The organism is uncultured Senegalimassilia sp. (assembly GCF_934632265.1).
Classification (GTDB): domain Bacteria; phylum Actinomycetota; class Coriobacteriia; order Coriobacteriales; family Eggerthellaceae; genus Senegalimassilia.
Map to the genome: position 1 here is coordinate 1 of NZ_CAKTYH010000006.1, position 26,083 is coordinate 26,083.

Genomic DNA, 26,083 nt, shown 5'->3' on the forward strand with positions numbered 1-26,083 from the left:
TGACGGCGATGTCGCTGGACTCGTCGGTGCCCACCACGTCGGCATCGTATTCCTCGCCGCCCACGGTGACCTTCAAAGCGTCGGCGCCGGCGACCACGTGGTTGTTCGTGATGATGTAGCCGTCCTCGGAAAGCACCACGCCGCTGCCCAAGGAGCTTTCGGTAAGCGTTCCGGAGCTGGACGTGCTGCGGCCGAACATGTCGGTGGAGGTCTGCGCCGTGTACACATCGATGGCGGCCACGGAAGGCAGGCACTTCTGCGCCACGGCCTCGGGCAGCGTATCATCGGTGGACTGCGCCTGGATCTCGGTGTTCGTGGACGCGCCCAGCGTGACGTTGCTGCCGGAAGGGGTCCCCGTCACATTCTGATACACGGTGAAGCCGCCGAACGCGATGACACATGCCAACGCCGCGCCGGCGAACGCCGTGCCGAACGTGCGGCCGGAAGAGGTTTTGCGGGGGTTTTGAGCATCGACCACCGGCTGCGTATAGGAATGCTGATAGCCGGGCTGCTGGTAGCCCTGCGCAGGAGGAATCGGCTGCCCAGGCTGGCCATAGCCGTTTTGGTTGTTGAACTGATCGGTCATGACATGCTCCTTGCTATCGGAGGCGCAGGGCCCTTATCGCCCTACGTTTTGTTTGACAGGGCAACCTTACCACGCCGCAGCCCGCCGCAACGACGCTTGCACCGTTTCGTCACCCGCACGTCACTGAATTACATCCTTTGGTGTACGGTTTGCGGCCCGCAAAACGCCTAAGGGCCGGCGCAGGCACGCGGCATCCCGAACCTTGCGCTATTCTATCCAGCGTGAATCGACATGCCCGAACGGCAGGCAGCGAAGCGCCCGGGCGCGGCGCCGGCGGACGGCCCGACAAGACGGCGAAGCGAAGAAGGAGACGCGAACCCCATGATGCAATTGGTAAAGGACATAGCCTTTTTGGTGAACCACCTGATGGACGAGCGGGGCGCGGGAAGCAAGCACGTCGAGCCGCAAGAGGACCCGCGCTGGTTCATGGAGCAGTGGGAGCAGTTCCGCGCGCTGGTGAACACGCGCGAGCCGAAGCCCGCATCGCCGGAGTTCCTGAAGGTACAGGATCGCGTGCTCCAGCTTATGGTGGCCGAGCCGGGCATCACGGAAGCCGACGAGCTTGCGCGCATCGCCTCCGACCCGCGCCTGAGCATCTGGCGAGGGGACATCACGGCGCTGCGCTGCAACGCCATCGTCAACGCCGCGAACAGCGCGCTTCTGGGCTGCTGGATCCCCGGGCACCTGTGCATCGACAACGCCATCCACACCTTCGCCGGCGTGCAGCTGCGCCTGAAATGCGCGCAGATCATGCAGGAGCAGGGCTACGAGGAGCCGGTCGGCCGCGCGAAGGTCACGCCCGCCTACAACCTGCCCTCCCAGAGCATCATCCACACGGTCGGCCCCATGACGAAGGGGAAACCGACGCTTGAGCAGCGCAAACAGCTGACGCAGTGCTATATCAGCTGCTTGGATGCGGCATGTGCGGCGAAGGCGAAGTCAGTGGCGTTCTGCTGCATCTCCACCGGCGTGTTCGGGTTCCCGCAGCAAGAAGGCGCGCAGATCGCCGTGCAGGCGGTGAAGGCATGGCTAGACTCCCGCGCCGCCAACGAGCCAGGCGCCGACATGCACGTCATCTTCGACGTGTACACCGAGCAGGACGAAAACTTCTACCGCGCGATCCTCGGCAAGGACAAGGAACCCGCAAGCGACAGGCTATAGCAGCACGCCGAGCGCGATAGCGGCCGCCAAGATCGCGGCTGCCGCCGCGAGCGCCGCGAAGTCGATGCCCGCGAACGGGTACTCCTTGAAGCCGCTTTCCCGGGTGCGCAGGTTGAAGCCTCGCACCTCGGCGGCGATGGCGGCGCTGTTGGTCTTACGCACCGACGACACCAGCAGCGGAACGCACAGCGGCATCATCAGGCGGACCTTCTTCAAGAAGCCGCCGTCGAACTCCACGCCGCGGGCGGTCTGCGCTTCCATGATGCCCGCCATATCGTTCATGAACACGGGGATGAAATGCACGGTGGACATGAACGTGAACGCATACTTATAGGGCACGTGCAGCACTTTGACCAGCGCATTCGCCATATCGGTGAGCTTGGTCACATAGAACACCAGAAACAGCGGCACCGCGCACGCGACCAGGCGCACCACGATGAGCACGGCCGCGGCCACGCTCCCTGTGCCGATGTAGCCCCACGGCAGCTGCGCCAACACGTCGCCTTGCGGCGTGAACAGCAACGCGATCAGCGCCAAAACCAGGGAGAACAACGCCACCGCCTTCGCCAGGCCCAGCGTTTGCGGCACCATCTTGCACTGCGCGGCGAGCACCGCATCAAGCACGATCACCACCGCCAACAGCACAAGGTTGCTGGTAGCGAAACAGGCGATGACCAGCAGAAACGCCGCAGCAAGCTTCGCCACCGGGTTCATTCGGTGCAGCAAGCTGTCGCCCGGCACGTATTCCAGGAAGCCCCTCATCGCGCGTCCCTCCCCTCGCAAGCGCCCACCGCAGCGGCAAGCGCATCGACCATCTCATCGAGAGTATCGGCCAACGCCACCGGCGATGCCGCCGCCACAGCGCCGTCCTCGGCCAAACGTAGCGCGATATCCACCACCTGCGGCGGCAGCAGATGCGTGCGCGCCAGCACGTCGCGATCGCGCAGCACGGAGAACGTTTCGCCATCGGCAACCACCTGACCTGCGGTCATGGCGATCACCCGCTTAGCGTAGTCGGCCACCACCTCCATGTCGTGGCACACCATGATCACCGTGGTGCCGCGAGCGTTCAGCTCGGCGATGATGTCCATCACCTTGGCGCACTCGCGGAAATCAAGGCCCGTGGTCGGCTCGTCGAGCACCACCACGGGCGGCTCCATCACGATGATGGACGCCAGCGCCAGAAGCTGGCGCGTGCCGCGGTTGAGCAGGAACGGCTCGGCATCGCCGTCGAACCCGAACCGCTCAATCATCGCGTCCACCTTCGCTTCCGCTTCGGCATCGGCGCGGCCTTGCGCACGGAAGCCGAACAGCAGCTCCTCGCGCACGGCGGAACAGCAGATCTGGCGATCAGGGTTTTGGAACAGGAAGCCCACCTTCGCCGCCAGCTGGCTGGTGCGCAGCTGCGTGGTGGGCACGCCGTCGATGAGAACCCGACCCGACGAAGGCTTCAGCAAGCCGTTGACCAGGCGCATCGTGGTCGATTTGCCCGCGCCGTTCGTGCCCACGAACGCGACGAAATCACCGTCGGGGATGCGGAAACTCACATCGCGCAGGATGGGCAGCTCGCCATCATAGGACGCGCTCACGTTCTCGAACTCGATCATGCCGAAGCCCCTTCCCCGCTTAGAACCTGCTTGCACACCTTGACCGCCTCGTCGACGTTGCGCACCGCCGGGGAGCTTGCCAGGCCGCGTGCGCGCAACCGGTTCACCAAGCTGGTGGAACGCGGGCAGTTCACGCCGATCTCCAGCAGCTCGTCGGAGTGCTCGAGCACCTCGGCGGGCGTTCCTCGGAAGCGGATCTGCCCGCCGTCCACGATGAGCAGCATGTCGGCGAAATCGGACAGCAGCGCGATCTTCTGCTCCACCACGATGACCGTGGTGCCGTTTTCCCGGGCGTAACGAGCCAGCAGCTCGAACACCGCCAGCGACGACGCCGGGTCCAGCTCGGCCGTCGGCTCGTCGAGCACCAGCACGCGCGGCTTCAGCGCGATGACCGACGCCACCGCCACCTTCTGCTTCTGCCCGCCGGAAAGCTCGGCGATGGGGCGATGGCGCAGGTCGGAGATACCCATCGCCTCGAGCGCCTCGGCGATACGGCCTTCCACCTGGTCTTTCGGCACGCCGAAGTTCTCAAGGCCGTACAGCACCTCGTCCTCGACCACCGACGACACCATCTGCGAGTCGATGTCCTGGCACACGCTGCCGACCAGGCGGCTGATGTCGGTCAGGCTCGCCTCGCACGTATCCAGCCCGTCGATGGTCACGCTGCCGTAGAAATCACCGGGATAGCAGTGCGGGATGATGCCGTTGAACGCATACGTGAGCGTGGATTTCCCGCTGCCCGCGGCGCCGGTGATGCCCACAAACGAGCCATCGGGAATGGCAAGGTCGATACCGCGCAGAACGGGCTCGGCCCCCTCTCGATAGCGAAATGAGAATTGCGATATCTCGATCATGGGATGTTCCTTCTTGATGATGGGTTCTCAGGAGAAGATCAAACGATTTGCGCAGTGATCGGCGGTGCCGAAGCGATGCACCGGATTCACCGAAACAAGCAGGCGCGCAAGGATGGAGGCGAAACCGAAGGCGATGCGCCGCAGCCGGGTCGCCATGCCAAGCGATCCGGCTGCAAACAGGCTTCCGAACGGCTAACGCTTCAAGACGGCGCGCAGAACCGGGGTTAGGATGGCCGCCAGCACGGCGTTCATGGTTGCCGTACCGAGCACCATGACGGCATATACGCCGAACACGGCCAACGGCTCAAGATGGGCAACGGCGGCGCCCACGATCATGGCGAACGTGTAACCGGAGACGATGGTGGACAGGAACGTGATGATCACGGGAGCGACGACGTTCTGGAAGCCCTTGTTATCGGCGGCAACCTTCGCAAGCGCGGTAACCAGCAGGCCGCACGCCAAAGCGCCCAGCATCTCGGAGGCGATGTTCACCAGCGGCGTGGCGTTCAACATGGGAAGCTGGCTGACCAGGCCCACCAGCAGGCCGATCACCACGGATTGATACACTTTCGGACGTGTGAGGATGATGGCCAAGCAATACATGGCGATCATGAAATTGGGCTTCATACCCGCAAAGCTAAGGAAGCTGGAAACGGTCAGCTTAAGGACTGCGCCGGCGGCGATGAGCACGGCTACCAGGATAAGATCTTGTACAGACAAGCCCTCCTTCTTCGCGGAGGTTGCCACCGTACGCTTCTGGGCTGCAACGTTTTGAGTCATGATCCTCATTCCTTTCTTGGCGGGGTTTCCGCCGGTCATTGCCCGTCCCCGGGCTTTCGGTCTGCCGGCAACGAACGCGAATGAGGAATCATCGGCTTACAGGTTTCAAGCAAAGGCCGGTTTGCAGCTATGGCGACTCGCCGCGCCCCGTGGCCCGAATAACCCGCAAAATAAAAAACGTCCGTCCTTTGAGATAAAGGACAGACGTTACATCTGCGGTGCCACCTTTACTTGACCCCCGAAGGAGCCCTCTCACGAACATGCCAACACATGTTCTGCCCTTAACGCAGGCTCACGGTCCAGATACTCAGCTGACGGCCGCCACGTGGTAACGCGGCATCCGCCAACCTTTCCCCTTTCCCTCGGCGAACCATTTACCACCCAGCATTTCTACGGGATTCCCAGCAACACCCGCTCTCTGTGAGCGCTTATGATGGCTTGACTTTCGCCTCAACGGTTTCAAGGTATTAAGTTGTGGCACGAACTATAGGGGATGCCGAGAAGATGCGCAACCCCTATTTTCCGCGAATTAACAACCGCGAAATATTGCCGGCGAACGGTTCACGGAACGCGGCCGTGATTTGTGAGCAAGATTTGACACGCACGCAAGGATTGTGTGGTCGACCGCCCGCAGCGCCTGCCATGCAAGCTTCCGCGCGTTACGATTATCAACAACACAACGGCGTCATCAGCGACGTCCCCGTTGCGCCTTCGCGCTACGGGGACGTCGTTTTTGCCTGACGCTTTCTCTGACCGAATCCGACAACGCAACGCGTTAAGCGAGCCTAAAAGCCGCCTTGGCCCTGTGCGCTCGTCGGCCGACCCGCACGCCCTTACGGGAAAAGGACGCGCGCGGAAAGGAGCCGCTATGGCTGATTGGGGGCTTACCCGCAAGCAAATCGTCATGTTGATCGTGCTGGTGTTCGGCACGTTCGTCACCGTGCTGAACCAAACGGTCGTAGCGCCGGCGCTACCGTCGATCATGAGCGAGATGAGCGTCGACGCCGCCGTCGCCCAGTGGTTGACCACCGGATTCACGCTGGTCAACGCCATCATGGTGCCCATCACCGCGTTTCTGACCGACCGCTTCACCACGCGACGGCTGTTCCTTGCGTCCATGGTCCTGTTCACCGCCGGCACGGCGCTAGCTGCCTGGGGACCGAACTTCCCCGTGCTGCTTTCCGGCCGCTTGATCCAGGCCGCCGGCGCCGGCATCCTCATGCCGCTTGTGATGACGGTGCTCATGTGGACGTTCCCCGTCGATCGCCGCGGCACCGCCATGGGCGTGTTCGGCATCGTCATCGCGTTCGCCCCCGCCGCCGGCCCCACCGTCGCCGGCATCATCATCGACCAGGCGAACTGGCACGTGATGTTCTGGATCATCGCCGTGCTGTGCGCAGCGGTCATCGTGTTCGCCGCCGCAGCGCTTGAACGCGGCGGTGAAACGAACAAGGACGTCAAGCTCGATGTTGCCTCCGTCATCCTGTCCACGCTCGGGTTCGGCGGCCTGCTGTACGGCCTGTCCGCCATCGGCAGCTATGGCGTGACCGCCGATTCGGCGGCCGGCGTCATTATCGGCGTGGTTGCCCTGGTGTTCTTCTTCCGCCGCCAGCTGCGCATGGAACAACCCATGCTGCAGGTGCGCGTGCTGGCGAACCGCAAGTTCCTGATCGCCACCATCATCGTGATGCTCGTGCAAGGCGCGCTGCTTGCCGGCGGCATCCTCATCCCCATCTTGCTGCAATCCTACATGGGATTCTCGGCAACTACGTCGGGCCTTGTGCTCCTGCCCGGCGCCATCGTCATGGGAGCCATGGGCCCGGTTGCCGGCCGTCTGTTCGACAAGCACGGCCCGCGCGTGCTAGCGGTCATCGGCACCGGCATGCTGGCGCTGACTACCGCCACGTTCATGTTCATGGGACCGGGCACGGGGCTTATCACGCTCACGGTCATCTACACGGTGCGCCTGTTCAGCCTGTCGCTCGTGAACATGCCCATCTCCACCTGGGGCATGAATGCGCTGCCCGACAAGCTGATGAACCACGGGGCCTCTGTGCAGAACACGTTTCGCCAGGTAGCGGGCTCATTGGGGACCGCCGTCATCGTGTCCACGTCCACTGCCGCCACCAACATGGCATCCGGCTCCACCGACGCCGCGACCGCCGGCGTGTTCGGTATCCATGCGGCGTTCGCCGTGGCCACGGCCCTGTGCGCGATCGGCTTCGTGCTGACGGTGGCCCTTGTGCGCAACAAGCCCGGCGACGACGCCGCCGCCGACGAGGGCGACGCGCACCGCTCGCTCATCGAGCAGATCATGAAGCGCGACGTGTACACGCTGCCCGAAGACGCCACCGTGCTTGAAGCCATGCAGCTGCTGGTGAACAACCGCATCAGCGCCGCGCCGCTGGTCGACGCCGCCGGCAAACCGACCGGATTCATCTCCGACGGCGACATCATGCGCTACCTGTCCAAACGCGGCCAGATGATCATGGACCCCGTGGTGATGATCGTGCAAACCGTGGACGCGTATTCCGACCACAAGGACTACGCGCACAAGCTGGAGCACCTCATGGGCATGAAAGCCTCCGACATCGGCGCGAAGGGCATCATCGGCGTTAGCGTGCACGCCGACCTGCCCGAAGTCTGCCGCGTGCTCGGCGAGAACCACTTGAAGAAGGTGCCCGTACTCGAAGACGGCGTCATCGTAGGCGTCATCAACCGAAGCGACATCACGCGCTTCAGCATGGAGAAATACCTGGAGGAACGCGGGGCGTAGAGCGCGCCGCCGCTTTGAGGCAAGAAACGGGGATGTCCGACGCGAGCGACCTCTCCAAGAACGAAAAAACTCCCGCAACCGCGCTATTTGCAGTTGCGGGAGTTTTTCTACAGCCTAAACCTATACGGCAAGGCCGACCGTCAAATGCACCATGTAGAACGCGAAGCGCATGACGAAAACGCCGGCGAACACCAGCAGGCACGCGACAAGCAGGCGAACAAGCACGCGCTTGGAGAACGCGAGTTCACCCTCGTCGTGCGCCATAGCCTCCCTCGACACGACATGCATCGTGAAGGCGGCAAGCACGCAACCGGCAACGCACATCAATGCAAACGTCAGCAACATCATGCGGTAATGCGGCACAAGATCGGCTGCCGCGACCACCGAATTCGCAACGCCGCCCATCAGCCGGCCCTGCACGATATACACGAGCGTATTCGCCGCAAGCGCAATGAAGAGGACTGCCATCAGCAGCAGGCCGAAACGCCCCGCAAGCGCGCGCCATTGAGCGGCATACAGCGTGATAGCCGCCAGCAAAGGACCTCCCATCAGGGCATTCAGCCACAACGAGATCGGCACCGTAGGCAAGCTCCAAGTGACGATGGTGTCGACGGAGTACGCGAGGGACACCATCGTCACGAACACGATGCCCGCTACCGCGATCATCGCCAGCAGCAGCCGCTGCAGCCATACGAGGGGTTTGACCGAAAACGAATACAGCCAATACAGGCCGCTGCATGCCAACAATGCCACCGCGCTGACTACTTCGTTCGAAAGAGGGCTGGAGCCGACGTGCAGAAACACATACAGCGCATTGGCCGGGTTCCCGAGATGCGTGGCCGATGCGACAAGCCCCACCATAGTGACCACAAGAGGGATGCACATGAACGTGTTGATGCGCGCTCGCATCGTCGATTCAAGCTTCGGAAACAACAGCACCGCCGCAACCAAAACAAGGGCAACGGCGCCCGAGGGGGCGAACGTGGTGAACAGCACCAACGTCACCTCGCTTAACGCGGTATCGAACCCGGAAATCATCAGCTTCCCCCTCTTTGCAGCCCTGCACGATGCGAAACGCGCATAACACCCGCATGGTCCGGCGCGTCAGCTTGCAGCGATGCGCCGGACCGAACATTTCCCCGGTATTTTAACGGTAGAAGCGAGGCACGACGACCTCCAACCCCAACGTCTCCTGAACGCCGTCCAAGCTTGCGCGCGTCAAGCGAGCAAGGCCTTCATAGAAAGGATGCTCAGCGGCATCGGCAAGCTCATCCAGGAAATGCCCCGCCCACGTCAGGAGATGAAGGCTCAGGAACTCGCCCAGGTCGGCGGGCTGATTCTGCGCAAGCCACGCCATAAGGGCGAGCATGAGCCCGATATGGTCCTCCGGCGTTTTCTCGTCAGCGGTTCGCGCAACGCCATGCTCGCGCATCCATGCGCGCAGCTCAAGCGTGGTCGCGCCGAACACCACGCACTCGCGATCGGTGTACACCGAGCCCCACGGCGGCGCCGGCTTCGCACCCGGGCCGATGAACAAACGGCGGTATTCCCACGTCAGGTCATCGTCCGCGGCAAAGGCGCCGCCCTCTCCGGAAGCGCAGCTCGACGCCAGGCCCTCCACCATCATGGCCAAGCAACGCGCGGCCTCTTCCTTGCCGGCGAACGGCCATTCCGCACCGGCGGCCTGCGCATCGAGCGCAGCGACCGCTGCAAACTCGGCGCCCGCAACGCCCGTGCGCGGGTCCTGCAGGAAAAACGGGGCCAGCGTGTTCCCTAAAAACGCAACGCCCTCAAACGTCGCAGCGTCAAGATCCGTCATGCGATCCTCTCCTTATCGCTTAAGGCATCCATCATAAGGCAAAGGGCGCGCCCGCAAACCGGACGCGCCCCGAAAAGCATCGGCCCTTAAGCTTTTAGCCGATGTACAGGCCAACGCTCAGCTGCACCGCGTAGAACGCCAGACGAGCAGCGAACACGCCCACGACGGCCAGCACAGGAGCCGCAGCGGCAAGCGCCGTGGACTTCGAGTTGCGCAAGGCCATGAAGGCAGCAGCCGCGGCAACGACCATGCACACCACGCCGATCCACATGGGAGCGGAGGCGGCGGCAACCAGGTCCGCGCCGTCGACCAGCGCGTTGCCCATGCCGGACACGCTCATGACCTGCACCAACAGGCCTACCACGCCCAGCACCAAGCCGACAACTAGCACAGCGAGCGCGGCCATCTTGAAGCCGCCCTTCGCAGCATCCTCGAGCGCGCCGGACAGAGCCAGCACCAGCACGCCCAGGGAAACGCCGCCCAGCAGGCTGAAGCCCAGCACGGCGACGGGAACCATCGGGGTGTTCCAGGAAGCGATGGTCTCCATCATGTAGGCAGCGCCCGTGAAGCACGCGAACACGACAGCCATCACGGCCACCACGGCGGCGAAGCCCTTGCGAGCACCCTCGCCAAGCTTGCCGGCAAGCGCCACGATCCAGTAGACGATAGCCAGCACGGCGAACACGACGCCGGCGAGCAGCTCGTTGGACAGCGGGCTTGCGCCCACGCCGGCGAACACGCCGAATGCATGCATGGGGCTGGCCAGGTGGAAGAACGCGCAGATAAAGCCGGCCACCAGCACAACGACCGGGATGGCGGTCATGCGATCGATTTTCCGCAGCTGCTCATCGGAGAACTTCGTGGTGAAGAAAGCAACAGCCAGCGCGACGAACGCGCCCGCGCCGATAGGCGCCAGCGTGGTGAACAGGGCCAAAGGCAACTCTGCCATCATGCTACATCACCTCCAGGGGATTGACGACTTTGCCGTCCTCTGCGCCTGCGGGCAGGGCATCGGCGGAAGCCTTGATGTACAGGTTCGGTTTCGTGTAGGCAGGCTCGGGCAGGGGTGCGATGTTTCCGCGATCGCCCAGCTTCGCCATTTCCTCGACCGTGCCGAAGTCCAGTGCGCGAGCCGGGCACGCCTCCACGCATACCGGCTTTTCACCTGCGGCGACGCGCTCGGCGCAGCCGTCGCACTTCACGCTGTGGCCCTTTTCGCGATCGACCTTCGGCGCATTGTACGGGCACGCCATGTGGCAATAGCCGCAGCCGATGCACTTGTCGGCGTCCACGGACACCAGACCGGTTTCCGCGTCTTTGTGCATTGCGGTGGTCGGGCACACCTTGGTGCACGCCGGGTCATCGCAGTGATTGCACGACATGGACAGCGGGTAGCTCACGCAGCTGCTGGAGATGCAGCCGCTCGCATCGCGCTCGGTCATGCCCAGCGTCACCTCGTACACCTTGCGAAACGCGGTGCCGACGCTCAGGTCCTTGAAATCCTTGCAGGCCATCTCGCAGGTTTTGCAACCCGTGCAGCGAGTGCCGTCAAAATGAAATGCGTATCGAGTCATCTCTTACTCCTCTCGTACTCGCTGCCTTTAAGCCTTCACGACTTCGCAGATGTTGGAATGCTGCGGGTTGCCCTTGGCCAACGGGCTCGGACGATGCGTGGTCAGCGTGTTGATGCAGCCGCCCTTATCCAGTCGAGCCTTGGGATCGGAAGAGGACATGTCCGCATCGTGCCAAGCTCCCTGGGAAATGGCGACCATACCCGGGATAACGCGCGGCGTGACCTTTGCCAGCAGCTCGATAGTGCCGAACTCGTTCTTCACATGGATGGTGTCGCCCTGCTCGATGCCGCGAGGCTCCGCATCCGCCGGATTGATCCAAGCCTCCTGCGGGTTGACCTCCTTCAGCTCCTCGATGCCGCCCCAGGAAGAATGCAGGCGACCACGATAGTGGAAGCCGCCCAGCGCCAGCGGATACTCATCGGTGGTCGTTTCCACGCCATCCCACTCAGGGATGTATGCGGGGATCGGAGGCAGCGTATTCAGGCATGCAAGCGTATCGCCGTCGGTCAGTTCCCAACCCTCGGTATCTTTAAGCAGCTTCTCGGAGAAGATCTCGATCTTGCCCGAAGGCGTGGTCAGGGCATTGGCGGCAGGATCGTCGCGGAACTTCTTCATGGAAACGGTGGGTGCGTATTCGCGGGTGTACACGCCCATCTTCACGGCCTCATCCCACGTCGGCAGCTCGTCATCCTTCTCGCGAGACTTCTCGTAGAGCTCCTTCATCCACTCGAGCTCAGTCTTGCCCTCGGTGAACTTATCCTTGATGCCGAATTTGTCGGCCATAAGCTCGCACATCTCATAGCAGGTCTTGCGCTCGTATTTCACGGACGTAGCCGGGGTGCCGGTGATAACGTAACCCCAGTTCGATCCCGTGGCGATCTGAGAGTTCTGCTCGAAGCGGAACATATCGGGCAGGATGACGTCGGAGTACTTCAGGGAATCGGTCATCACGATATCGATACCCAAGATGAACTCGCACAACGACTCGTCCGCCAGGATATCGTGCGCATAGTTGATGTCGCCATGCTGGTTGGTCAGGCAGTTGCCGGCATAGTTGATCATGTACTTGATGCCGGTATTCAGCTTGTCGACGTATTTCACGCCCCAGTTCTTGGCCGTCATATCCGGACCGTGCTTGATGGCATCGGTCCATACGAAGCAGGAGATGGAGGCCTTCACCGGATTGGTGCCTGCCGGCAGGGACTGCAGCGTCGGGCTGTTGCGGGCCTCGCGGCAGCCGTTGTTGGTGCCCGCCAGGCCAACCTGGCCGACCAGGCACGGCAGGGCCATGATGGACCAAGCCGTCCACTCGCCGTTGCTGCGACGCTGCGGACCCCAACCCTGGCACACGAACAGCGGCTTGGTGGTGCCGATTTCCTGAGCCAGCTCCTCGATCTTCTTCTCGGGGATGCCGGTGACCTTGGCAGCCCAGGCCGGCGTCTTCTCCACCTTGTCGTAGCCCGTGCCCATGACGTAGTCGAAATAGGACATGTTCTTGCCCCGATACGCCTCAGGCATGGTCTGCTCGTCGAAGCCCACGCAGTAGGTGTGCAGGAAGTCCATATCGCACATGTCGTTCTTGATCAAATAGTGCGCGATGCCCGCGACCAAGGCCGCGTCGGTACCGGGATTGATGGGCAGCCACTGGTCGGAATGACCCATGACGGAGTCGTTCATACGAGGGTCGATCACATAGATCTTCGCACCGGTCTTCTCGCGCAGCTGCACCCAATCGTAATGCGTGGTCAAACCGCCCTGACGCGTTTCGGTGGGGCTGGTGCCGAACATAAGGATGAGCTTCGCTTCCTCAGCGTTCTTGAAGGAGCTGCCCCCATTGTTCTTGGAACCGTACATGTAAGGGGTGATGGCCGTGATCTGGGCGGTAGAGTAATCGCCATAGCGGTTCAGGCTGCCGCCCAGCATGTTCAGCAGTCGATTGAACGGACGGGCAGTGGTCGCGGAAACACCGGTCGCATACGGCAGGTACACAGCCTCGTTGCCGTACTTCTCAATGACTTCCTTGAGCTTCGTTGCCGCCAGATCGATAGCCTCGTCCCAAGAGATGCGCTCGAACTTGCCCTCGCCGCGCTTGCCGACGCGCTTCATGGGGTAGTTGATGCGGTCGGGATGATTCATCCAACGACGATACGTACGGCCGCGCAGGCACGCACGAGGCTGAGGGTCATCGAACCCGGCATCCTTGCTCGTGCAGGTGTCGACCCATACGACCTCGTCGTCCTTCACGTGAAATTTCAGGCTGCAGCGGCCCGGGCAGTTGATGGCGCAGTGGCCCCACGTGATCTTCTCCTCGGACTCCGCATGCGCCCGCTCGGTTGCGCCGAACAGGTTCGCACCCGTTGCAGCGGCGCCGCCGACGGCGGCCAGAGCACCCAGCGCGCCCGTCGACTTGACGAACGTGCGGCGGTTCATGCTTGGCATGTCTTGCATTGCCTCCCCCTTCATTCTTTCCTTTTCGCCCTTGCCGAAACGGTCGCGCTAACGCGCCGCGGCGCGGCATCTTCCTTGCGCGGCATGCACGCCGCGTACCACCCTTGCTTGCTAAATTCGGGCTCGTCTACCCTCCAAGCGCGGATTTGGTGGTGAAACCTTATCGCCTTGACCGTCCCGCCGTGTCACATAAAACGTGCGAATTTCGCGTTTGCCCAGGTCACATGCTATCACCCGTTCCAGCATGTGACAGCCTGAGCCCAATTGCGCGCTATACTGTTTTCTGTAATCGATTTCGCATTCTTGCCATACAACCGCGAAATCACGCAGAAGACAAGAGCGCTTGACCATCCGCCACCGGCTCTTGCAGGCAGGCGAACGGCAGCGCCCGACGACGAGGATCTCTGTGGCACGCACACGCATTTCCAACATAGCCCGCACATTCAAGCCGAACACCGCATCGCTTGGATACGCGCTGTTCCTTGCCATCAACGCCGCCGGCGTATGGGGCGGCGTGTTCCCGTTTTTGCCCATGAACTTCCAAACCCCAGAGGTCATGTTCTGGTTCTTCTTGATGCAATCGCTCGTGTTCTCGCTGTGCTATTTCGCCAGCGCCGTTGGAGTGTACTACTTCCCCGGGCCCACGCGCCGCTTCATGGTGATGCTTGCAAGCGCCCCTTACCTGCTTGGCTGGTGCTGCCTTATCGGGGCGATCTACCTACGCGGCATCGCCCAACCGCTGGTGATCGCCGGCGGCTCGCTTCTAGGTTTGGGGTCGGCCGGTTTCTACATGCTATGGCAAAGACTGTTCGCCAGCTTCGACGCAGATCATGGCAACCATGACCTGATCCTGGGCACCGCCTATGGCGCCCTTCTCTACTTTGCGCTTTACGCCATCCCACAAGCCGTGACCGCGTTTCTCATCCCCCTGGTGTTTATGCCGCTGTTCGCGCTTGCCATCGTGCTGAAAAGCCGTCAGATCGACCTTCGGCAGCCTATGTTCGAGGATGTCCCTCGCGAGCACCCGCAAGTGTATCGCCGCGTGCTGCGCGATTATTGGCGCAGCGCCTTGTGCGTCGGCGCCATCGCATTCTGCACCGGCGTCATGCGCTCACTGGCCATCGGCGACCCGCGGGTCGGCAGCCTTGTGAACCTGCTGTCCATGACGGGATGCCTGGTCGCGGGCGTCGGCGTCTTGGTGCTCTGGCAGTTCAAGAACGTCCGCATGAACGTGACCAACGCCTACCGCATCGCCTTCCCGCTGCTCATCACCTCGTTTCTGGTGCTTCCGTTTTTCAGCGGCGGCTACGCCCGATGGCAAGCCGCCATCCTATATGCGGTTTACAGCGTGGCGATCGCGCTCATGATGATCCAGTGCGCGCAAGCATCGCGCGACCGAGGCATCAACCCCGTGTTCATCTACGGCTTCTTCGCTGGCATCGTATATGCGCTGCACGATGTGGGATTCCTTGCCGGCACGTTCGCCGAGCAGATCCGGGTCATCGGCATGCAGCCCGATGCCGTGGTTGCGCTGGTGGCGGTATACTTGCTCGGTCTGATGTTCTTCATCGGACAAGGCGGCTTCAAACGGGCATTGGCCACAAGCCAAGCAGAGGATATCGAGCTTGTTGCCGGCGCTCCCCTGCAAATCGGCGATATCAACGAGCGGCAAACCGACCTCGACGAAGCCGAAACGGAAAACGAAACGCTCCCCGCCGCAAACGCGGGATGCATCGGCTCCGGCACCTGCCCCTTCGGCGCACAGGGCCCCTCCCCGTTCGAGACGAAGCCCATCATCATCGCGCGCGCGGAAAGCGGGGGCCGCGCAACAGCCGGCGAGCCCGCAAGCCCCCTTGGCAACGAGACCGTTCCCACCAACACCGCAAAGCCCGCAAAACGGATCCAGACGCACGACGCCAACGCCCCCAGCTACCAAGACCGCTTGTCGAAGCAAGCTGCTTTGGTCCGCCAGCATTACCGCCTATCCGCACGCGAGACCGAGGTCATGGAGCTCATCGCCCGAGGCAACACCGTGGCCCGCATCGCCGAGCAACTGGTGGTTTCGGAGAACACCATCCGGACCCACAGCAAGCGCATCTACGCGAAGTTGGACATCCACAAGAAACAAGAGCTGGTCGACTTGCTGGAAACGTTCGATCCAAAAGAACTGAAAGATTAGCCCCTAAACGCAAGATGGCCGCGCATCCGACGCGGCCATCTTGCGTTAGTTCGTCACATCCCCGCTTTGGTCAAGGCTGATCGCCTCGCCGACGTACGTTGACGGCACGCGGAAGAGCGCCTTGAAGAAATCCTTGGTGCGCGCAGGGATCTCGCGGATATCGTACTGCAGCTGCTTTTGATATTCGCGATAGTCGCTGGGAACGCCTTCAGCCTGCATCCCTAGGCTTTTCGCAGACCACAGCGCGCGATACAGGTGATACGTCTGCGTGGCCACCACGATGCGCTCGCACCCGAACACGTACTTCGCCCGATACATGCTCTCGTACGTGGAGAAGCCCGCGTGATCGCAGAAGATATCCTGGCTGGGCACGCCCTGCGCGATGGCGTACTGCTTCATGGCCTTCACCTCGTTGTACGAGGCGGTGCCGTTGTCTCCGCTCATGATGATCTTCGGCGCCACGCCGACGAAATACAGGGCGATTCCGTCATCCAGACGGTCGGCCAAAATGCCCGAAGGCGTCCCATCGGGCAGCACCGATGCGCCGAGCACCACGATGGCGGCGGCGTTGCCGATGCTGGCCTTCTCGGCGGTGACGATGGATCCTTTCGAGCCCACGATGGTAATCACGTTCGTGATGGCGAACACCGCCACCACTGCCAAAACCGCCGCCAGCACCATATCCAGCACCCGCCTCAGGCATCCCTTATGTTTCTTCGAACTACTCATAGGAGACTGACAATAGCAAACGGCGAAACCCCACGGCAAGCGTTTCGCCGGAACGGCGCAACAACGCCACCGAAACCTAACCTCGAAAACAAAACGACCCAGAGCATCCTCCGGGTCGTTTCGACTGTCATATATGCGCGGCTTACTTCGCCACGATGTTCACCAGGCGGCCGGGCACCACAACGACCTTCTTGAGGTCCTTGCCCGCCACGGCATCCTGCACGGCCTCGAGCGCCACTGCCTTCACAGCTTCCTGGTCGGCATCCGCGGCAACCGTGATACGGGCCTTCACCTTGCCATTGATCTGCACGGCAAGCTCGACCTCGTCATCCTTGGCCTTCTCGGGGTCGAACTCGGGCCACTCCTGCGTGTGGATGGAACCCTCGCAACCCAACGCGTCATGCCACAGCTCGTCGGTCATATGCGGGCAGATGGGGGCCAGCAGCCTTACCAGAACGTTGGCCACCTCGGTCGCAAGCGCCTGCTCATCGGCAGATGCGGCGCGCTGCTCCGGGCCCACCTTGCGCAGGTAATCGCCGATGGCGTTCACCAGCTCCATAATGGCGGCGATGGCGGTGTTGAAGTTGTTGCGATCGAAGTCGTCGACGACCTTGCCCGCAACGCGATGACGCTCGCGCAGCAGCACCTTGCGCGCCGCTGCCGCTTCAGCCTCGGATGCGCCCGGCTGATACAGCGTGTCCTCGTCGGCCTTGCCCACCAGGTCGTACACCATACGCCACACGCGGTTGAGGAACTTGTGCATGCCGGCCAGGCCGTCCTCGTTCCACTGCAGCTCCTTATCGGGCGGGGCCATGAACAGGATGTAGGCGCGCACGGCATCGCAGCCGTAGCCCGCGATCATCTCCTCGGGGGAGATAACGTTGCCCTTGGACTTGCTCATGACGTCGCCGTGCTCGTCGAGCACCATGCCCTGGCACAGCAGGTTCTTGAACGGCTCGTCGAAGTCCAGCATCCCCAAGTCGCGCAGCACCTTCGTGAAGAAGCGGCTGTACAGCAGGTGCAGGATGGCGTGCTCGATGCCGCCGATGTACTGATCGACCGGCATCCAGCGATTGGTTTTCGCGCTGTCGAAGGGCAGCTCGGTGTTGTGCGGATCGGTGTAGCGCAGGTAGTACCAGCTCGAGCACGTGAACGTGTCCATGGTATCGGTCTCGCGACGAGCCTCGCCGCCGCACTTCGGGCACGTGCACTTGGCGAAGCCCTCGTGCGTTGCCAGGGTCTCGCCGGCGGAAAGGTCGATGTCCTCGGGCAGGCGAACCGGCAGGTCCTCTTCCGGCACCGGCACCAGGCCGCACTTGTCGCAGTAGATCATCGGGATGGGGTTGCCCCAATAGCGCTGACGGGAGATCAGCCAATCGCGCAGGCGGAACTCCACCTTGCGCTTGCCGCGGCCCGCGGCCTCCAGATCGGCGACGATGGCCTCCTCGCCCTCGGAGTGCTTGCCACCCGTAAGGCCGGTGTACTTGCCGGACTGAACCAGTCGGCCCTCGGCCTCCATGGCGCTGTCCCAGTCGACGCTGGTAACCACGCGGCCCTGCTCGTCTTTCAGCTGCTCGAACAGCGGGTCGTCATCGCCCAAGATGATGGGGATAATGGGCAGGTCGTATTTCTTGGCGAACTCGAAATCGCGCTGATCGCCGCACGGCACGGCCATGACCGCGCCGGTGCCGTAATCGGCCACGATGTAGTCGGCAACCCACACGGGCACCTTCTCGCCGTTGATGGGGTTCACCACGTAACGGCCGGTGAACGCGCCGTGCTTCTCCTTGCTGCCCTGCGCACGCTCGACGGCGGTGATCTTCTTGGCATCCTCGACCACCTGCATGACCGCGGCCTCGTATTCCGTGCCCTCGACCAGGCCCTTCAGGATGGGGCTTTCGGGGGCAAGCAGGAAGAAGCTGCAGCCGAACAGGGTGTCGGCGCGCGTGGTGAACACGGTGATCAGGTCGTCTTCCGTGGGGTTCTCAGGCGCATTGCCCTGCTTGTCGCACAGCGTGAACTTCACCTCGGCGCCCTCGGAACGGCCGATCCAGTTCGCCTGCATCTGCTTGACGCGCTCCGGCCAGCCGTCCAGCTGGTCCAGGTCGTCCAGAAGCTCCTGCGCATAGTCGGTGATCTTGAGGTACCACTGCGTCAGATCGCGCTTCTCGACGGCGCTATGGCAGCGCCAGCACTCGCCCTCGGTGACCTGCTCGTTGGCGAGCACGGTCTGGCACTTCGGGCACCAATTCACCGGCGAGTTGCGGCGCTCTACCAGGCCGCGCTTCCAGAACTGCAGGAAGATCCACTGACCCCAGCGATAGTACTCGGGGTCGCAAGCCACGACGGTACGATCCCAGTCGTAGGAAAGGCCCATACGCTTGAAGCTGGCCTTCTGGGTTTCGATGTTGGCATACGTCCACTTTGCCGGATGGCTATGATGCTTGATGGCCGCGTTCTCGGCGGGCAGGCCGAACGCGTCCCAACCCATGGGATGCAGCACATCGAAGCCGCGCATCTTGGAATAGCGGGCGATGACGTCGCCGATCGTGTAATTGCGCACATGCCCCATGTGAATGTCGCCCGACGGGTACGGGAACATCTCGAGCACGTACTTCTTGGGCTTGGCGTGATCTTCCGTGACCTTATACAGGTCGGAATCTTTCCAAGCCTTCTGCCAACGAGGTTCGATCTCGTGAGGGTTGTACTGTTTCATCGTCCATCTTCCTTGGCTGACGCGGTAATACACATAGGGTTCATTGTAGCAGCCCCGTGTTTTCCCGAGGGGAAAAAGCGGCAACATCCCAGGCAAGGAAAGCCGAGCGGGCTGCTGGGGGAAACCTTGTCCAGCTTTCGCGGCAAAACCTTTGATTCAACGGCAAAAACGAAAGACCGCCCAGACGCACGGCCCCACTCGCAGCGCGCGATCAAGGTTTACCCCCAATCGCGCAAACTGCAGCGGAACGGCGCGTCTGAGCGGCCTGCATTCTTCACGGTGTTCGCCGGAATCGGCCCGGCGACGCCTTGATTAACGCTTGATGTTGTAGAAAGCGTTCTTGCCGGCGTACTGGGCCTGGGAGTCAAGCTCCTCCTCGATGCGCAGCAGCTGGTTGTACTTGGCAACGCGGTCGCTGCGGCACGGAGCGCCGGTCTTGATCTGGCCGGTGTTCAGGGCCACGGACAGGTCGGCGATGGTGGTGTCCTCGGTCTCGCCGGAACGGTGGCTCATAACGCATGCGTAGCCCGCCTGCTTGGCCATCTCGATGGCATCCAGCGTCTCGGACAGGCTGCCGATCTGGTTGACCTTGATGAGGATGGCGTTGGCGCAACCGAGCTCGATGCCCTTCGCCAGGCGCTTGGAGTTCGTGACGAACAGGTCGTCGCCCACCAGCTGCACCTTGTCGCCGATGCGATCGGTCAGCTGCTTCCAGCCGTCCCAGTCCTCCTCGGCCATGCCGTCCTCGATGGAGATGATCGGGTACTTCTCGACCAGTGCGGCCCAGTAGTCCACCATCTCGGCGCTGGTCAGCTCGCGACCCTCACCCTTCAGCTCGTACTTGCCGGTCTCGGCGTTGTAGAACTCGGTGGAAGCCGGGTCCATGGCGAACATGATGTCGTCGCCGGGCTTGTAACCAGCCGCCTCGCAAGCCTTCACGATGTACTGCAGGGGCTCCTCGTTGGTGGTGAAGTTCGGAGCGAAACCGCCCTCGTCGCCGACGCCGCCGCCCAGGCCGGCCTCATGCAGGACCTTCTTCAGGGTGTGGTAGATCTCGGCGCACCAGCGCAGCGCCTCGGCGAACGACTCGGCGCCCACCGGCATGATCATGAACTCCTGGAAGTCGACGTTGTTGTCGGCATGCACGCCGCCGTTGAGGATGTTCATCATGGGCGTGGGCAGGATATGGCCGTTCACGCCGCCGACGTACTTGTACAGCGGAAGACCGGCGGACTCGGCAGCCGCCTTGGCGCAAGCCAGGGACACGCCCAGGATGGCGTTAGCGCCCAGGGCGCCCTTGTTGTCCGTGCCGTCCAGCTCCAACATCACGTCGTCGATGGCGCGCTGATCGTCGGCCTCGAAACCGACCAGCGCATCGGCGATCTCATCGTTGACATGGCCAACGGCATCAAGCGTGCCCTTGCCCAGATAACGCTCCTTGTCGCAATCGCGCAGCTCAACTGCCTCGAACGCGCCCGTGGACGCACCGGAGGGAACGGCCGCACGACCGAAGGAACCATCCTCCAGCACAACTTCCACCTCGACCGTGGGGTTGCCGCGAGAGTCCAGGATTTCACGCCCGAACACATCGATGATGACGCTCATTGAATGCCTCCTCGTAGGATGTTTCCTTTTGCGCCCGGCGCCTTGCACCAGGCCATACGGGCAAATGATACCATGCCCGCCCCGACATGTGCGAACCAGCAGGCGGACGGCGAAATGCGCCTGTGCGCGGAGGCGACAACTTAGCCAGCCTCACGTTGGCAAACGCGCCGGACGGCGATATGAGCCTGTGCACGTAGGCGATTGCTAGAGAATGGCGATGGCAGCGACGTTCGCCATCGCCGAATACGCGTCGCGTGCGAAGGCGGCGGCGTTTACCGCGGCCGAATTCGTGTCCGTATGCAAAGACGGCGGCTGGAGAAGCATCGCTACGACTAGAGCAAAAGCGCCATAACGGCAAGAAGGCCTAGACCGACGGCTAACGCGGCTACCGAAGCGGGCGTCATGCGGCATTCGCGCAGCGAGGTTCGTCTGCCGCCCCGAGCGCCATAGCAGCGGGCATCCATGGCGACCGAGAGTTTATCGGCTCTTCGGAACATGCCGACAAACAACGGGATGAATACCGGCGGCCACGCCGATACGCGTTGCCATAAGCCACCGCGATGAAACGAAGCGCCGCGCGAGAATTGGGCATCGTGAATCGCGCAAATCTCTTGAGCCATCAAGGGGATGAAGCGGATAGCCATGCTGAACACCATGGCGATGTCATCTACGGGCACATGCAGAACACGCAACGGAGACACAAACGATCGCAACGCATCGGTAAGCGCCGTCGAAGTGGTGGTAAGCACGACGACGAAGCTGCCAAGGATAAGCAGAATCATACGTACGCCGTAGAAGCAGCCTAGCGCAAAACCCACCTGGCTGTTGATCGATGCGAACAGCACAGTGAGAGCCGCCATCATGTACACGGGAATGCCCATGGCCAGCATTCGACCAAGCGGAACGCGGGCCGATAAGGCCAGCATCAGGCACAAAAAGCCAAGCAAGAACTGTCCGACCCACGTTTCAACCCAGAAGACGGTTGCAGTGTATGCGCACAGCAGCAGAACCTTCACCCGCGCATCACAGGTATGCACAAAGGAATCGCCGTCGATATACGTGTTAACTCGTAATTGCATGCGTGAAGTATAGCGCAGCATTCAAGTCATGAAAGAGCCCCGCTGACCCTTTAAGTCGCGCCGCCATAGGACCTTCGCGAGAACGAAGACAAAAGCATGTCAACAAGCGAATCGACCAATAGGCCAAAAAAGAAAGGACCCCAAAGGGTCCTTTCAAAAAGCTTGTTGGGCAGAAAGCTTATTCAGCCTTCTCCTCAGCAGCCTCGACAGCCTCAGCAGCTTCCTCGGCCTTGGGCTCCTCGACAGCCTCGACCTTCTTCGGAGCAGCCTTCTTGGCGGCCGGCTTCTCAGCCTTCTTGGCCACCGGCTCGGTGACGAGCTCCATGATGACCATGGGAGCGTTGTCGCCCTTGCGGTTGCCAAGCTTCATGATGCGGGTGTAGCCACCCTGACGATCGGCGAACATGCCCTGCTCGACCTTCTCGAAGATCTCGCGGACCAGTTCCTTGTCGTTACCCAGCGCAGCGATGGCCAGACGACGGCTATGCAGGTCGCCCTTCTTCGCCCAGGTGATGATCTTGTCGACATCGGGGCGGATTTCCTTAGCGCGGGACTCGATGGTCTTGATGCGGTCGTTGAGGAACAGCGCCTGCACCAGACTACGCTTCATGGCCTTGGTATGGGCAAAGTCGGTGCCCAGCTTGCGGCCCTTGTAGTTATGCCTCATGGTAGGTTTCTCCTATTGCTTCAAATTGAGGTCCATGGAAATGAGCTTGTCCTTCACTTCCTCAATGGACTTCGCACCAAAGTTCCTGATGTTCAGCAGGTCGTTCTCGGAGAACTCGACCAGCTGGCGCACCGAATGGATGCCGGCGCGCTTCAGGCAGTTGTACGAGCGGACGGACAGGTCCAGGTCCTCGATCTGCTTGTCCAGCTCGGCGTTCGACTCCTGACCCTCCGGAGCGAAGATGGACGGCACTTCGCCCTCTTCCTCTTCGGGGGTGCTGGTCAGGCTGAGGAACGCGCCCATGTACTGGTTGATGATGTTGGCAGCACGGGTGACCGCATCGATAGGCTCGATGGAGCCGTCCGTCTCAACCTCCAAAACCAACTTGTCGTAGTCGGTACGCTGGCCCACGCGGGTGTCGGTCACGTTCATCGTGCAACGGCGAACCGGGGAGAACAGCGAGTCGACATGGATGACGCCGATAGGATCCTCCGTGCGCTTGTTGCGCTCGGCGGAAACGTAACCGCGGCCCACGCCGATGCGCACCGTCATGTCAAGCTGGCCGCCGTCGGCAACCGTGGCGATGACATGCTCGGGGTTGATCAGCGTGAACTCGGTGGGAACCTGCAGGTCCGCACCGGTCACAACGCAGGGGCCCTCGGCAGAAACATGAGCCGTGGCCTCTTCCACGTCGTCATTGAGAGCCGAGAAGACCAGGCCTTTGACGTTCAGGACGATATCGGTGATATCCTCGATAACGCCTTCGGCCGTGGTGAACTCGTGCTGCACACCGTCGATTTGGATGGCCGTCGCCTTGGCGCCGTCGAGAGACGACAGCAGAACGCGACGCATGCTGTTACCCAGCGTATAGCCGTAGCCACGCTCCAGCGGTTCCACGATGAAACGCGCAACAGTATCGTTGACTTCTTCCGTTGTTACCGTCGGCCTCATGAACTCTGTCATGTTGGGTAAGCCTCCTTACTAGCGCGATTACTTGGAGTAGAGCTCGACGATGAGCTGTTCGCGGATGTCGAGATCGATCTGATCGCGGGTCGGAAGAGCCAGAACGCTGCCCTGCAGCTTCTCGATGTCAACCTCAAGCCAAGCCGGAACCTGGAAACGGGCGTTGGAAACCAGAGCGCTCTTGATGACCAGCAGTTCCTTGGACTTGTCGGCAACGGCGATCTTGTCGCCGGCCTTGACGCGGTAGGACGGGATGTCCACGCGGCGGCCGTTGACGGTGATGTGGCCGTGGGTCACGATCTGACGAGCTTCCTTGCGGGTGCGGGCGAAGCCGAGACGGAAGATCACGCTGTCCAGACGGGACTCCAGGATGATCATCAGGTTGTCACCCGTGATGCCCGGCATGGACTTGGCCTTGTTGAAGTAGCCATGGAACTGCTTCTCCAGCACGCCGTAGATGAACTTGACCTTCTGCTTCTCGCGAAGCTGCATCGCGTACTCGGATTCCTTACGACGACGCTTGGGCTCGCGCTTGGAAGTCTTGGAGCTGCTGTAACCCAGCACGACGGGATCCAGGCCCAGCTGGCGGCAGCGCTTAAGAACCGGAGTTCTATTGATAGCCATAGTAAATAGATCCTTTCAGTTACACGCGACGACGCTTCTTGGGGCGGCAGCCGTTGTGCGGAATGGGGGTGCAGTCCTGAATGCTGGCGACTTCCAGACCGGTAGCCTGCAGCGAACGGATAGCCGTCTCGCGACCAGAGCCGGGGCCCTTGACGTACACGGCGACCTTCTTCAGGCCGTGCTCCATAGCCGTCTTGGCAGCAGCCTCAGCAGCCATCTGCGCGGCAAACGGCGTGGACTTACGGGAACCCTTGAAGCCGACGGTACCGGCGGACTGCCAAGAGATCACGTTGCCCTGAGGATCGGTGATGCTGACGATGGTGTTGTTGAACGTAGACTTGATATGCGCAGCGCCAACGGCAATGTTCTTGCGCTCGGAGCGCTTGATGCGCGTGCGCACGTTTTTCTTAGTTGCCACTTCTTAGCTCCCTTACTTACTTCTTCTTGCCGCCGATTTGCTTGCGGGGACCCTTGCGGGTACGGGCATTCGTGTGGGTGCGCTGACCGCGAACGGGCAGGCCCTTGCGATGACGCAGGCCACGGTAGCAGCCGATTTCCATAAGGCGCTTGATGTTCTGAGACACCTCGCGGTGCAGGTCGCCCTCCACCTTGATGTTGTTCTGGATGTAGTCGCGCAGCTTGACGAGATCCTCTTCGGTGAGGTCGTTCGTGCGCGTGTCCGGATTGATGCCCGTCTCAGCCAAGATCTTCTTGGACGTGGTCAGGCCAATGCCGTAGATGTAGGTCAAGCCGACTTCAATGCGCTTGTCGCGAGGAAGGTCGACACCAACAAGACGTGCCATAGGTTTATCTCCTCTTTCTTCCTAGCCTTGACGCTGCTTATGACGGGGGTTCTCGCAGATAACGAGGACCTTGCCATGGCGTCGAATGATCTTGCACTTGTCGCACATTTTCTTGACCGAAGGACGTACCTTCATTTCAATTTCCTTTCGGTTAATGCGGTCCTATATGTACACACCCAGCCGCAGGTGATTATTCTCGGGGACACTGGCGCGCCGGCTTGCGCGCGGGCTGAAACTACTTGAAACGGTACGTGATGCGCCCGCGGTTCAAGTCGTAGACGGACAGTTCGACCGTCACCTTGTCGCCGGGCAAGATCTTGATGTAATGCATACGCATCTTGCCGGAAATGTGGGCCAGGATTTGGTGGCCGTTTTCCAGCTCCACCTTGAACATGGCGTTCGGCAGGGCTTCGAGAACCTTACCACCCAGTTCGATAACATCTTGCTTGGTCAACGGTGCTCCTTCAAACTAATCTCGTCTTTTCGCAGCAATCCGGAATGATACCAAACTTATTGAGTTGTGTGGGGAAAATACACAAAGCGCACAAGACCAGAGGAGCTCGTGGCTTTTCGGTACCTGCATGTCAGGCGTGCGGTCTAGATGCCGCGCAGCCTTCGCCGCTGAGATTGGGCGAGGCCGCCAGGTATTCGCGCATTGCGCAGCCGCCTTGTCGGCTTAACGCGTGAGAATGAATAAGATGAGATTCGCGTTCAGATTCTTGCAACTATACTCCTTAACCGCGATGCGTCAAGAGCATTGCAAGAGAAATCACGCGTTCCGACCCTTCTCAAGCAATAAAAAACCTCCCAATCGGGAGGCAAAATCATTAAATGGCTGGGCCACTAGGATTCGAACCTAGGTAGCTGGTACCAAAAACCAGAGTCCTGCCGTTGGACGATGGCCCAGTGCATTCAAACCGCCGTGGCGGCCCTGCGCAAAAGTGGTGGGCCCTGTGGGGATCGAACCCACGACCTTGGGATTAAAAGTCCCCTGCTCTACCGACTGAGCTAAAGGCCCACTTCGCATATGCGCGTCAATCCATTTTACCGGTGCCCCATGAAACGGTCAACGGGAAAATGGGGAATTCATCTTGCCGCCGCAATTGCAACCTT

At 61.5% G+C, this 26,083-nt stretch carries 24 protein-coding genes and 2 tRNA genes; 3 read left to right on the plus strand and 23 right to left on the minus strand.

Going from position 1 to position 26,083, the window contains the following annotated elements; genetic code table 11:
- A partial coding sequence (locus tag Q0H50_RS01085) for a trypsin-like peptidase domain-containing protein (protein ID WP_294418420.1) occupies positions 1-586 on the minus strand: 586 nt, incomplete at its 3' end.
- A gap of 321 nt (positions 587-907) precedes the next feature.
- On the opposite strand from Q0H50_RS01085, the gene Q0H50_RS01090 reads away from it, so the two are divergent.
- Positions 908-1,747 carry a protein-ADP-ribose hydrolase gene (locus Q0H50_RS01090; protein ID WP_294418421.1) on the plus strand — a complete coding sequence of 280 codons (840 nt, stop codon included), beginning with the start codon at positions 908-910 and terminating at the stop codon, positions 1,745-1,747.
- Here the strand turns inward: Q0H50_RS01090 and Q0H50_RS01095 are convergent.
- The 4 genes from Q0H50_RS01095 to Q0H50_RS01110 form a co-directional block, all read right to left on the minus strand.
- Entirely contained in the window at positions 1,742-2,509 is a 768-nt protein-coding gene (locus Q0H50_RS01095) for an energy-coupling factor transporter transmembrane protein EcfT (protein WP_294418422.1), read from the minus strand. The genes Q0H50_RS01090 and Q0H50_RS01095 overlap by 6 nt on opposite strands.
- A complete protein-coding gene (locus Q0H50_RS01100) occupies positions 2,506-3,354 on the minus strand; it encodes an ABC transporter ATP-binding protein (protein WP_294418423.1) in 849 nt (282 codons plus the stop codon). The genes Q0H50_RS01095 and Q0H50_RS01100 overlap by 4 nt, the downstream gene beginning before the upstream one ends.
- A complete protein-coding gene (locus Q0H50_RS01105) occupies positions 3,351-4,208 on the minus strand; it encodes an ATP-binding cassette domain-containing protein (protein WP_294418424.1) in 858 nt (285 codons plus the stop codon). The genes Q0H50_RS01100 and Q0H50_RS01105 overlap by 4 nt, the downstream gene beginning before the upstream one ends.
- Before the next feature lie 192 nt (positions 4,209-4,400).
- Positions 4,401-4,988 (minus strand): tryptophan transporter, encoded by a 588-nt coding sequence (locus Q0H50_RS01110; RefSeq protein WP_294418425.1) that lies wholly within the window; start codon positions 4,986-4,988, stop codon positions 4,401-4,403.
- An 868-nt stretch (positions 4,989-5,856) separates the two neighbouring features.
- Here Q0H50_RS01110 and Q0H50_RS01115 point away from each other — a divergent pair.
- Complete coding sequence (locus tag Q0H50_RS01115) at positions 5,857-7,764, plus strand: MDR family MFS transporter (RefSeq protein WP_294418426.1); 1,908 nt, start codon at positions 5,857-5,859, stop codon at positions 7,762-7,764.
- Positions 7,765-7,884: 120 nt separating this feature from the next.
- Here Q0H50_RS01115 and Q0H50_RS01120 read toward each other — a convergent pair whose 3' ends face one another.
- The 5 genes from Q0H50_RS01120 to Q0H50_RS01140 all read right to left on the minus strand — a co-directional run bounded on the left by Q0H50_RS01120 (position 7,885) and on the right by Q0H50_RS01140 (position 13,605).
- Entirely contained in the window at positions 7,885-8,802 is a 918-nt protein-coding gene (locus Q0H50_RS01120) for a DmsC/YnfH family molybdoenzyme membrane anchor subunit (RefSeq protein WP_294418427.1), read from the minus strand.
- A 109-nt stretch (positions 8,803-8,911) separates the two neighbouring features.
- Entirely contained in the window at positions 8,912-9,583 is a 672-nt protein-coding gene (gene dmsD / locus Q0H50_RS01125) for a Tat proofreading chaperone DmsD (protein WP_294361419.1), read from the minus strand.
- Positions 9,584-9,677: 94 nt separating this feature from the next.
- Positions 9,678-10,535 carry a DmsC/YnfH family molybdoenzyme membrane anchor subunit gene (locus tag Q0H50_RS01130; protein WP_294418428.1) on the minus strand — a complete coding sequence of 286 codons (858 nt, stop codon included), beginning with the start codon at positions 10,533-10,535 and terminating at the stop codon, positions 9,678-9,680.
- A gap of 1 nt (position 10,536) precedes the next feature.
- Complete coding sequence (locus Q0H50_RS01135) at positions 10,537-11,157, minus strand: 4Fe-4S dicluster domain-containing protein (protein WP_294418429.1); 621 nt, start codon at positions 11,155-11,157, stop codon at positions 10,537-10,539.
- A 27-nt stretch (positions 11,158-11,184) separates the two neighbouring features.
- Positions 11,185-13,605 (minus strand): DMSO/selenate family reductase complex A subunit, encoded by a 2,421-nt coding sequence (locus Q0H50_RS01140; protein WP_294418430.1) that lies wholly within the window; start codon positions 13,603-13,605, stop codon positions 11,185-11,187.
- Between the two features lie 406 nt (positions 13,606-14,011).
- On the opposite strand from Q0H50_RS01140, the gene Q0H50_RS01145 reads away from it, so the two are divergent.
- The gene (locus tag Q0H50_RS01145; protein ID WP_294418431.1) at positions 14,012-15,784 is read left to right on the plus strand and encodes a helix-turn-helix transcriptional regulator; all 1,773 of its coding nucleotides are present in this window, start codon (positions 14,012-14,014) and stop codon (positions 15,782-15,784) included.
- Positions 15,785-15,829: 45 nt separating this feature from the next.
- On the opposite strand, the gene Q0H50_RS01150 is transcribed toward Q0H50_RS01145, so the two are convergent.
- From Q0H50_RS01150 to Q0H50_RS01210, 13 genes are all read right to left on the minus strand, one after another.
- A complete protein-coding gene (locus tag Q0H50_RS01150; protein WP_294418446.1) occupies positions 15,830-16,465 on the minus strand; it encodes an ElyC/SanA/YdcF family protein in 636 nt (211 codons plus the stop codon).
- A 190-nt stretch (positions 16,466-16,655) separates the two neighbouring features.
- Entirely contained in the window at positions 16,656-19,229 is a 2,574-nt protein-coding gene (gene leuS / locus Q0H50_RS01155) for a leucine--tRNA ligase (protein ID WP_294418432.1), read from the minus strand.
- Positions 19,230-19,541: 312 nt separating this feature from the next.
- A complete protein-coding gene (eno, locus tag Q0H50_RS01160) occupies positions 19,542-20,834 on the minus strand; it encodes a phosphopyruvate hydratase (protein ID WP_042436916.1) in 1,293 nt (430 codons plus the stop codon).
- Between the two features lie 332 nt (positions 20,835-21,166).
- A complete protein-coding gene (locus Q0H50_RS01165; RefSeq protein ID WP_294418433.1) occupies positions 21,167-21,934 on the minus strand; it encodes an energy-coupling factor transporter transmembrane protein EcfT in 768 nt (255 codons plus the stop codon).
- A gap of 157 nt (positions 21,935-22,091) precedes the next feature.
- Positions 22,092-22,580 carry a 50S ribosomal protein L17 gene (gene rplQ, locus Q0H50_RS01170; protein WP_042436918.1) on the minus strand — a complete coding sequence of 163 codons (489 nt, stop codon included), beginning with the start codon at positions 22,578-22,580 and terminating at the stop codon, positions 22,092-22,094.
- 12 nt (positions 22,581-22,592) lie between these two features.
- The gene (locus Q0H50_RS01175) at positions 22,593-23,543 is read right to left on the minus strand and encodes a DNA-directed RNA polymerase subunit alpha (protein WP_042436921.1); all 951 of its coding nucleotides are present in this window, start codon (positions 23,541-23,543) and stop codon (positions 22,593-22,595) included.
- A gap of 27 nt (positions 23,544-23,570) precedes the next feature.
- Positions 23,571-24,167, minus strand: coding sequence for a 30S ribosomal protein S4 (rpsD, locus tag Q0H50_RS01180; RefSeq protein WP_042436924.1), 597 nt, complete (start codon positions 24,165-24,167; stop codon positions 23,571-23,573).
- A 19-nt stretch (positions 24,168-24,186) separates the two neighbouring features.
- Positions 24,187-24,585 (minus strand): 30S ribosomal protein S11, encoded by a 399-nt coding sequence (rpsK, locus tag Q0H50_RS01185; protein WP_042436927.1) that lies wholly within the window; start codon positions 24,583-24,585, stop codon positions 24,187-24,189.
- A gap of 16 nt (positions 24,586-24,601) precedes the next feature.
- Complete coding sequence (gene rpsM / locus Q0H50_RS01190) at positions 24,602-24,970, minus strand: 30S ribosomal protein S13 (RefSeq protein WP_042436929.1); 369 nt, start codon at positions 24,968-24,970, stop codon at positions 24,602-24,604.
- A gap of 21 nt (positions 24,971-24,991) precedes the next feature.
- Positions 24,992-25,105 (minus strand): 50S ribosomal protein L36, encoded by a 114-nt coding sequence (gene rpmJ, locus Q0H50_RS01195; protein WP_006363204.1) that lies wholly within the window; start codon positions 25,103-25,105, stop codon positions 24,992-24,994.
- A gap of 100 nt (positions 25,106-25,205) precedes the next feature.
- Entirely contained in the window at positions 25,206-25,424 is a 219-nt protein-coding gene (infA, locus tag Q0H50_RS01200; protein ID WP_042436934.1) for a translation initiation factor IF-1, read from the minus strand.
- 378 nt (positions 25,425-25,802) lie between these two features.
- Positions 25,803-25,876: transfer RNA gene (locus tag Q0H50_RS01205), tRNA-Gln, on the minus strand.
- A 36-nt stretch (positions 25,877-25,912) separates the two neighbouring features.
- Positions 25,913-25,988: transfer RNA gene (locus Q0H50_RS01210), tRNA-Lys, on the minus strand.
- Positions 25,989-26,083: the final 95 nt, after the last annotated feature.

What these genes read in the sequence shown, in the direction of transcription:
- Q0H50_RS01095 (WP_294418422.1), bottom strand. Translation starts at nt 2,509, where the DNA reads ATGAGGGGCTTCCTGGAATACGTGCCGGGCGACAGCTTGCTGCACCGA.
- Q0H50_RS01175 (WP_042436921.1), bottom strand. Translation starts at nt 23,543, where the DNA reads ATGACAGAGTTCATGAGGCCGACGGTAACAACGGAAGAAGTCAACGAT.
- Q0H50_RS01135 (WP_294418429.1), bottom strand. Translation starts at nt 11,157, where the DNA reads ATGACTCGATACGCATTTCATTTTGACGGCACTCGCTGCACGGGTTGC.
- Q0H50_RS01120 (WP_294418427.1), bottom strand. Translation starts at nt 8,802, where the DNA reads ATGATTTCCGGGTTCGATACCGCGTTAAGCGAGGTGACGTTGGTGCTG.
- Q0H50_RS01100 (WP_294418423.1), bottom strand. Translation starts at nt 3,354, where the DNA reads ATGATCGAGTTCGAGAACGTGAGCGCGTCCTATGATGGCGAGCTGCCC.
- Q0H50_RS01130 (WP_294418428.1), bottom strand. Translation starts at nt 10,535, where the DNA reads ATGATGGCAGAGTTGCCTTTGGCCCTGTTCACCACGCTGGCGCCTATC.
- rpmJ (WP_006363204.1), bottom strand. Translation starts at nt 25,105, where the DNA reads ATGAAGGTACGTCCTTCGGTCAAGAAAATGTGCGACAAGTGCAAGATC.
- Q0H50_RS01140 (WP_294418430.1), bottom strand. Translation starts at nt 13,605, where the DNA reads ATGCAAGACATGCCAAGCATGAACCGCCGCACGTTCGTCAAGTCGACG.
- Q0H50_RS01110 (WP_294418425.1), bottom strand. Translation starts at nt 4,988, where the DNA reads ATGACTCAAAACGTTGCAGCCCAGAAGCGTACGGTGGCAACCTCCGCG.
- Q0H50_RS01115 (WP_294418426.1), top strand. Translation starts at nt 5,857, where the DNA reads ATGGCTGATTGGGGGCTTACCCGCAAGCAAATCGTCATGTTGATCGTG.
- leuS (WP_294418432.1), bottom strand. Translation starts at nt 19,229, where the DNA reads ATGAAACAGTACAACCCTCACGAGATCGAACCTCGTTGGCAGAAGGCT.
- rpsD (WP_042436924.1), bottom strand. Translation starts at nt 24,167, where the DNA reads ATGGCTATCAATAGAACTCCGGTTCTTAAGCGCTGCCGCCAGCTGGGC.
- rplQ (WP_042436918.1), bottom strand. Translation starts at nt 22,580, where the DNA reads ATGAGGCATAACTACAAGGGCCGCAAGCTGGGCACCGACTTTGCCCAT.
- eno (WP_042436916.1), bottom strand. Translation starts at nt 20,834, where the DNA reads ATGAGCGTCATCATCGATGTGTTCGGGCGTGAAATCCTGGACTCTCGC.
- dmsD (WP_294361419.1), bottom strand. Translation starts at nt 9,583, where the DNA reads ATGACGGATCTTGACGCTGCGACGTTTGAGGGCGTTGCGTTTTTAGGG.
- Q0H50_RS01165 (WP_294418433.1), bottom strand. Translation starts at nt 21,934, where the DNA reads ATGCTGCGCTATACTTCACGCATGCAATTACGAGTTAACACGTATATC.
- rpsM (WP_042436929.1), bottom strand. Translation starts at nt 24,970, where the DNA reads ATGGCACGTCTTGTTGGTGTCGACCTTCCTCGCGACAAGCGCATTGAA.
- Q0H50_RS01105 (WP_294418424.1), bottom strand. Translation starts at nt 4,208, where the DNA reads ATGATCGAGATATCGCAATTCTCATTTCGCTATCGAGAGGGGGCCGAG.
- Q0H50_RS01090 (WP_294418421.1), top strand. Translation starts at nt 908, where the DNA reads ATGATGCAATTGGTAAAGGACATAGCCTTTTTGGTGAACCACCTGATG.
- Q0H50_RS01150 (WP_294418446.1), bottom strand. Translation starts at nt 16,465, where the DNA reads ATGGTGCTGGCGGCGGTTTTGGCAGTGGTGGCGGTGTTCGCCATCACG.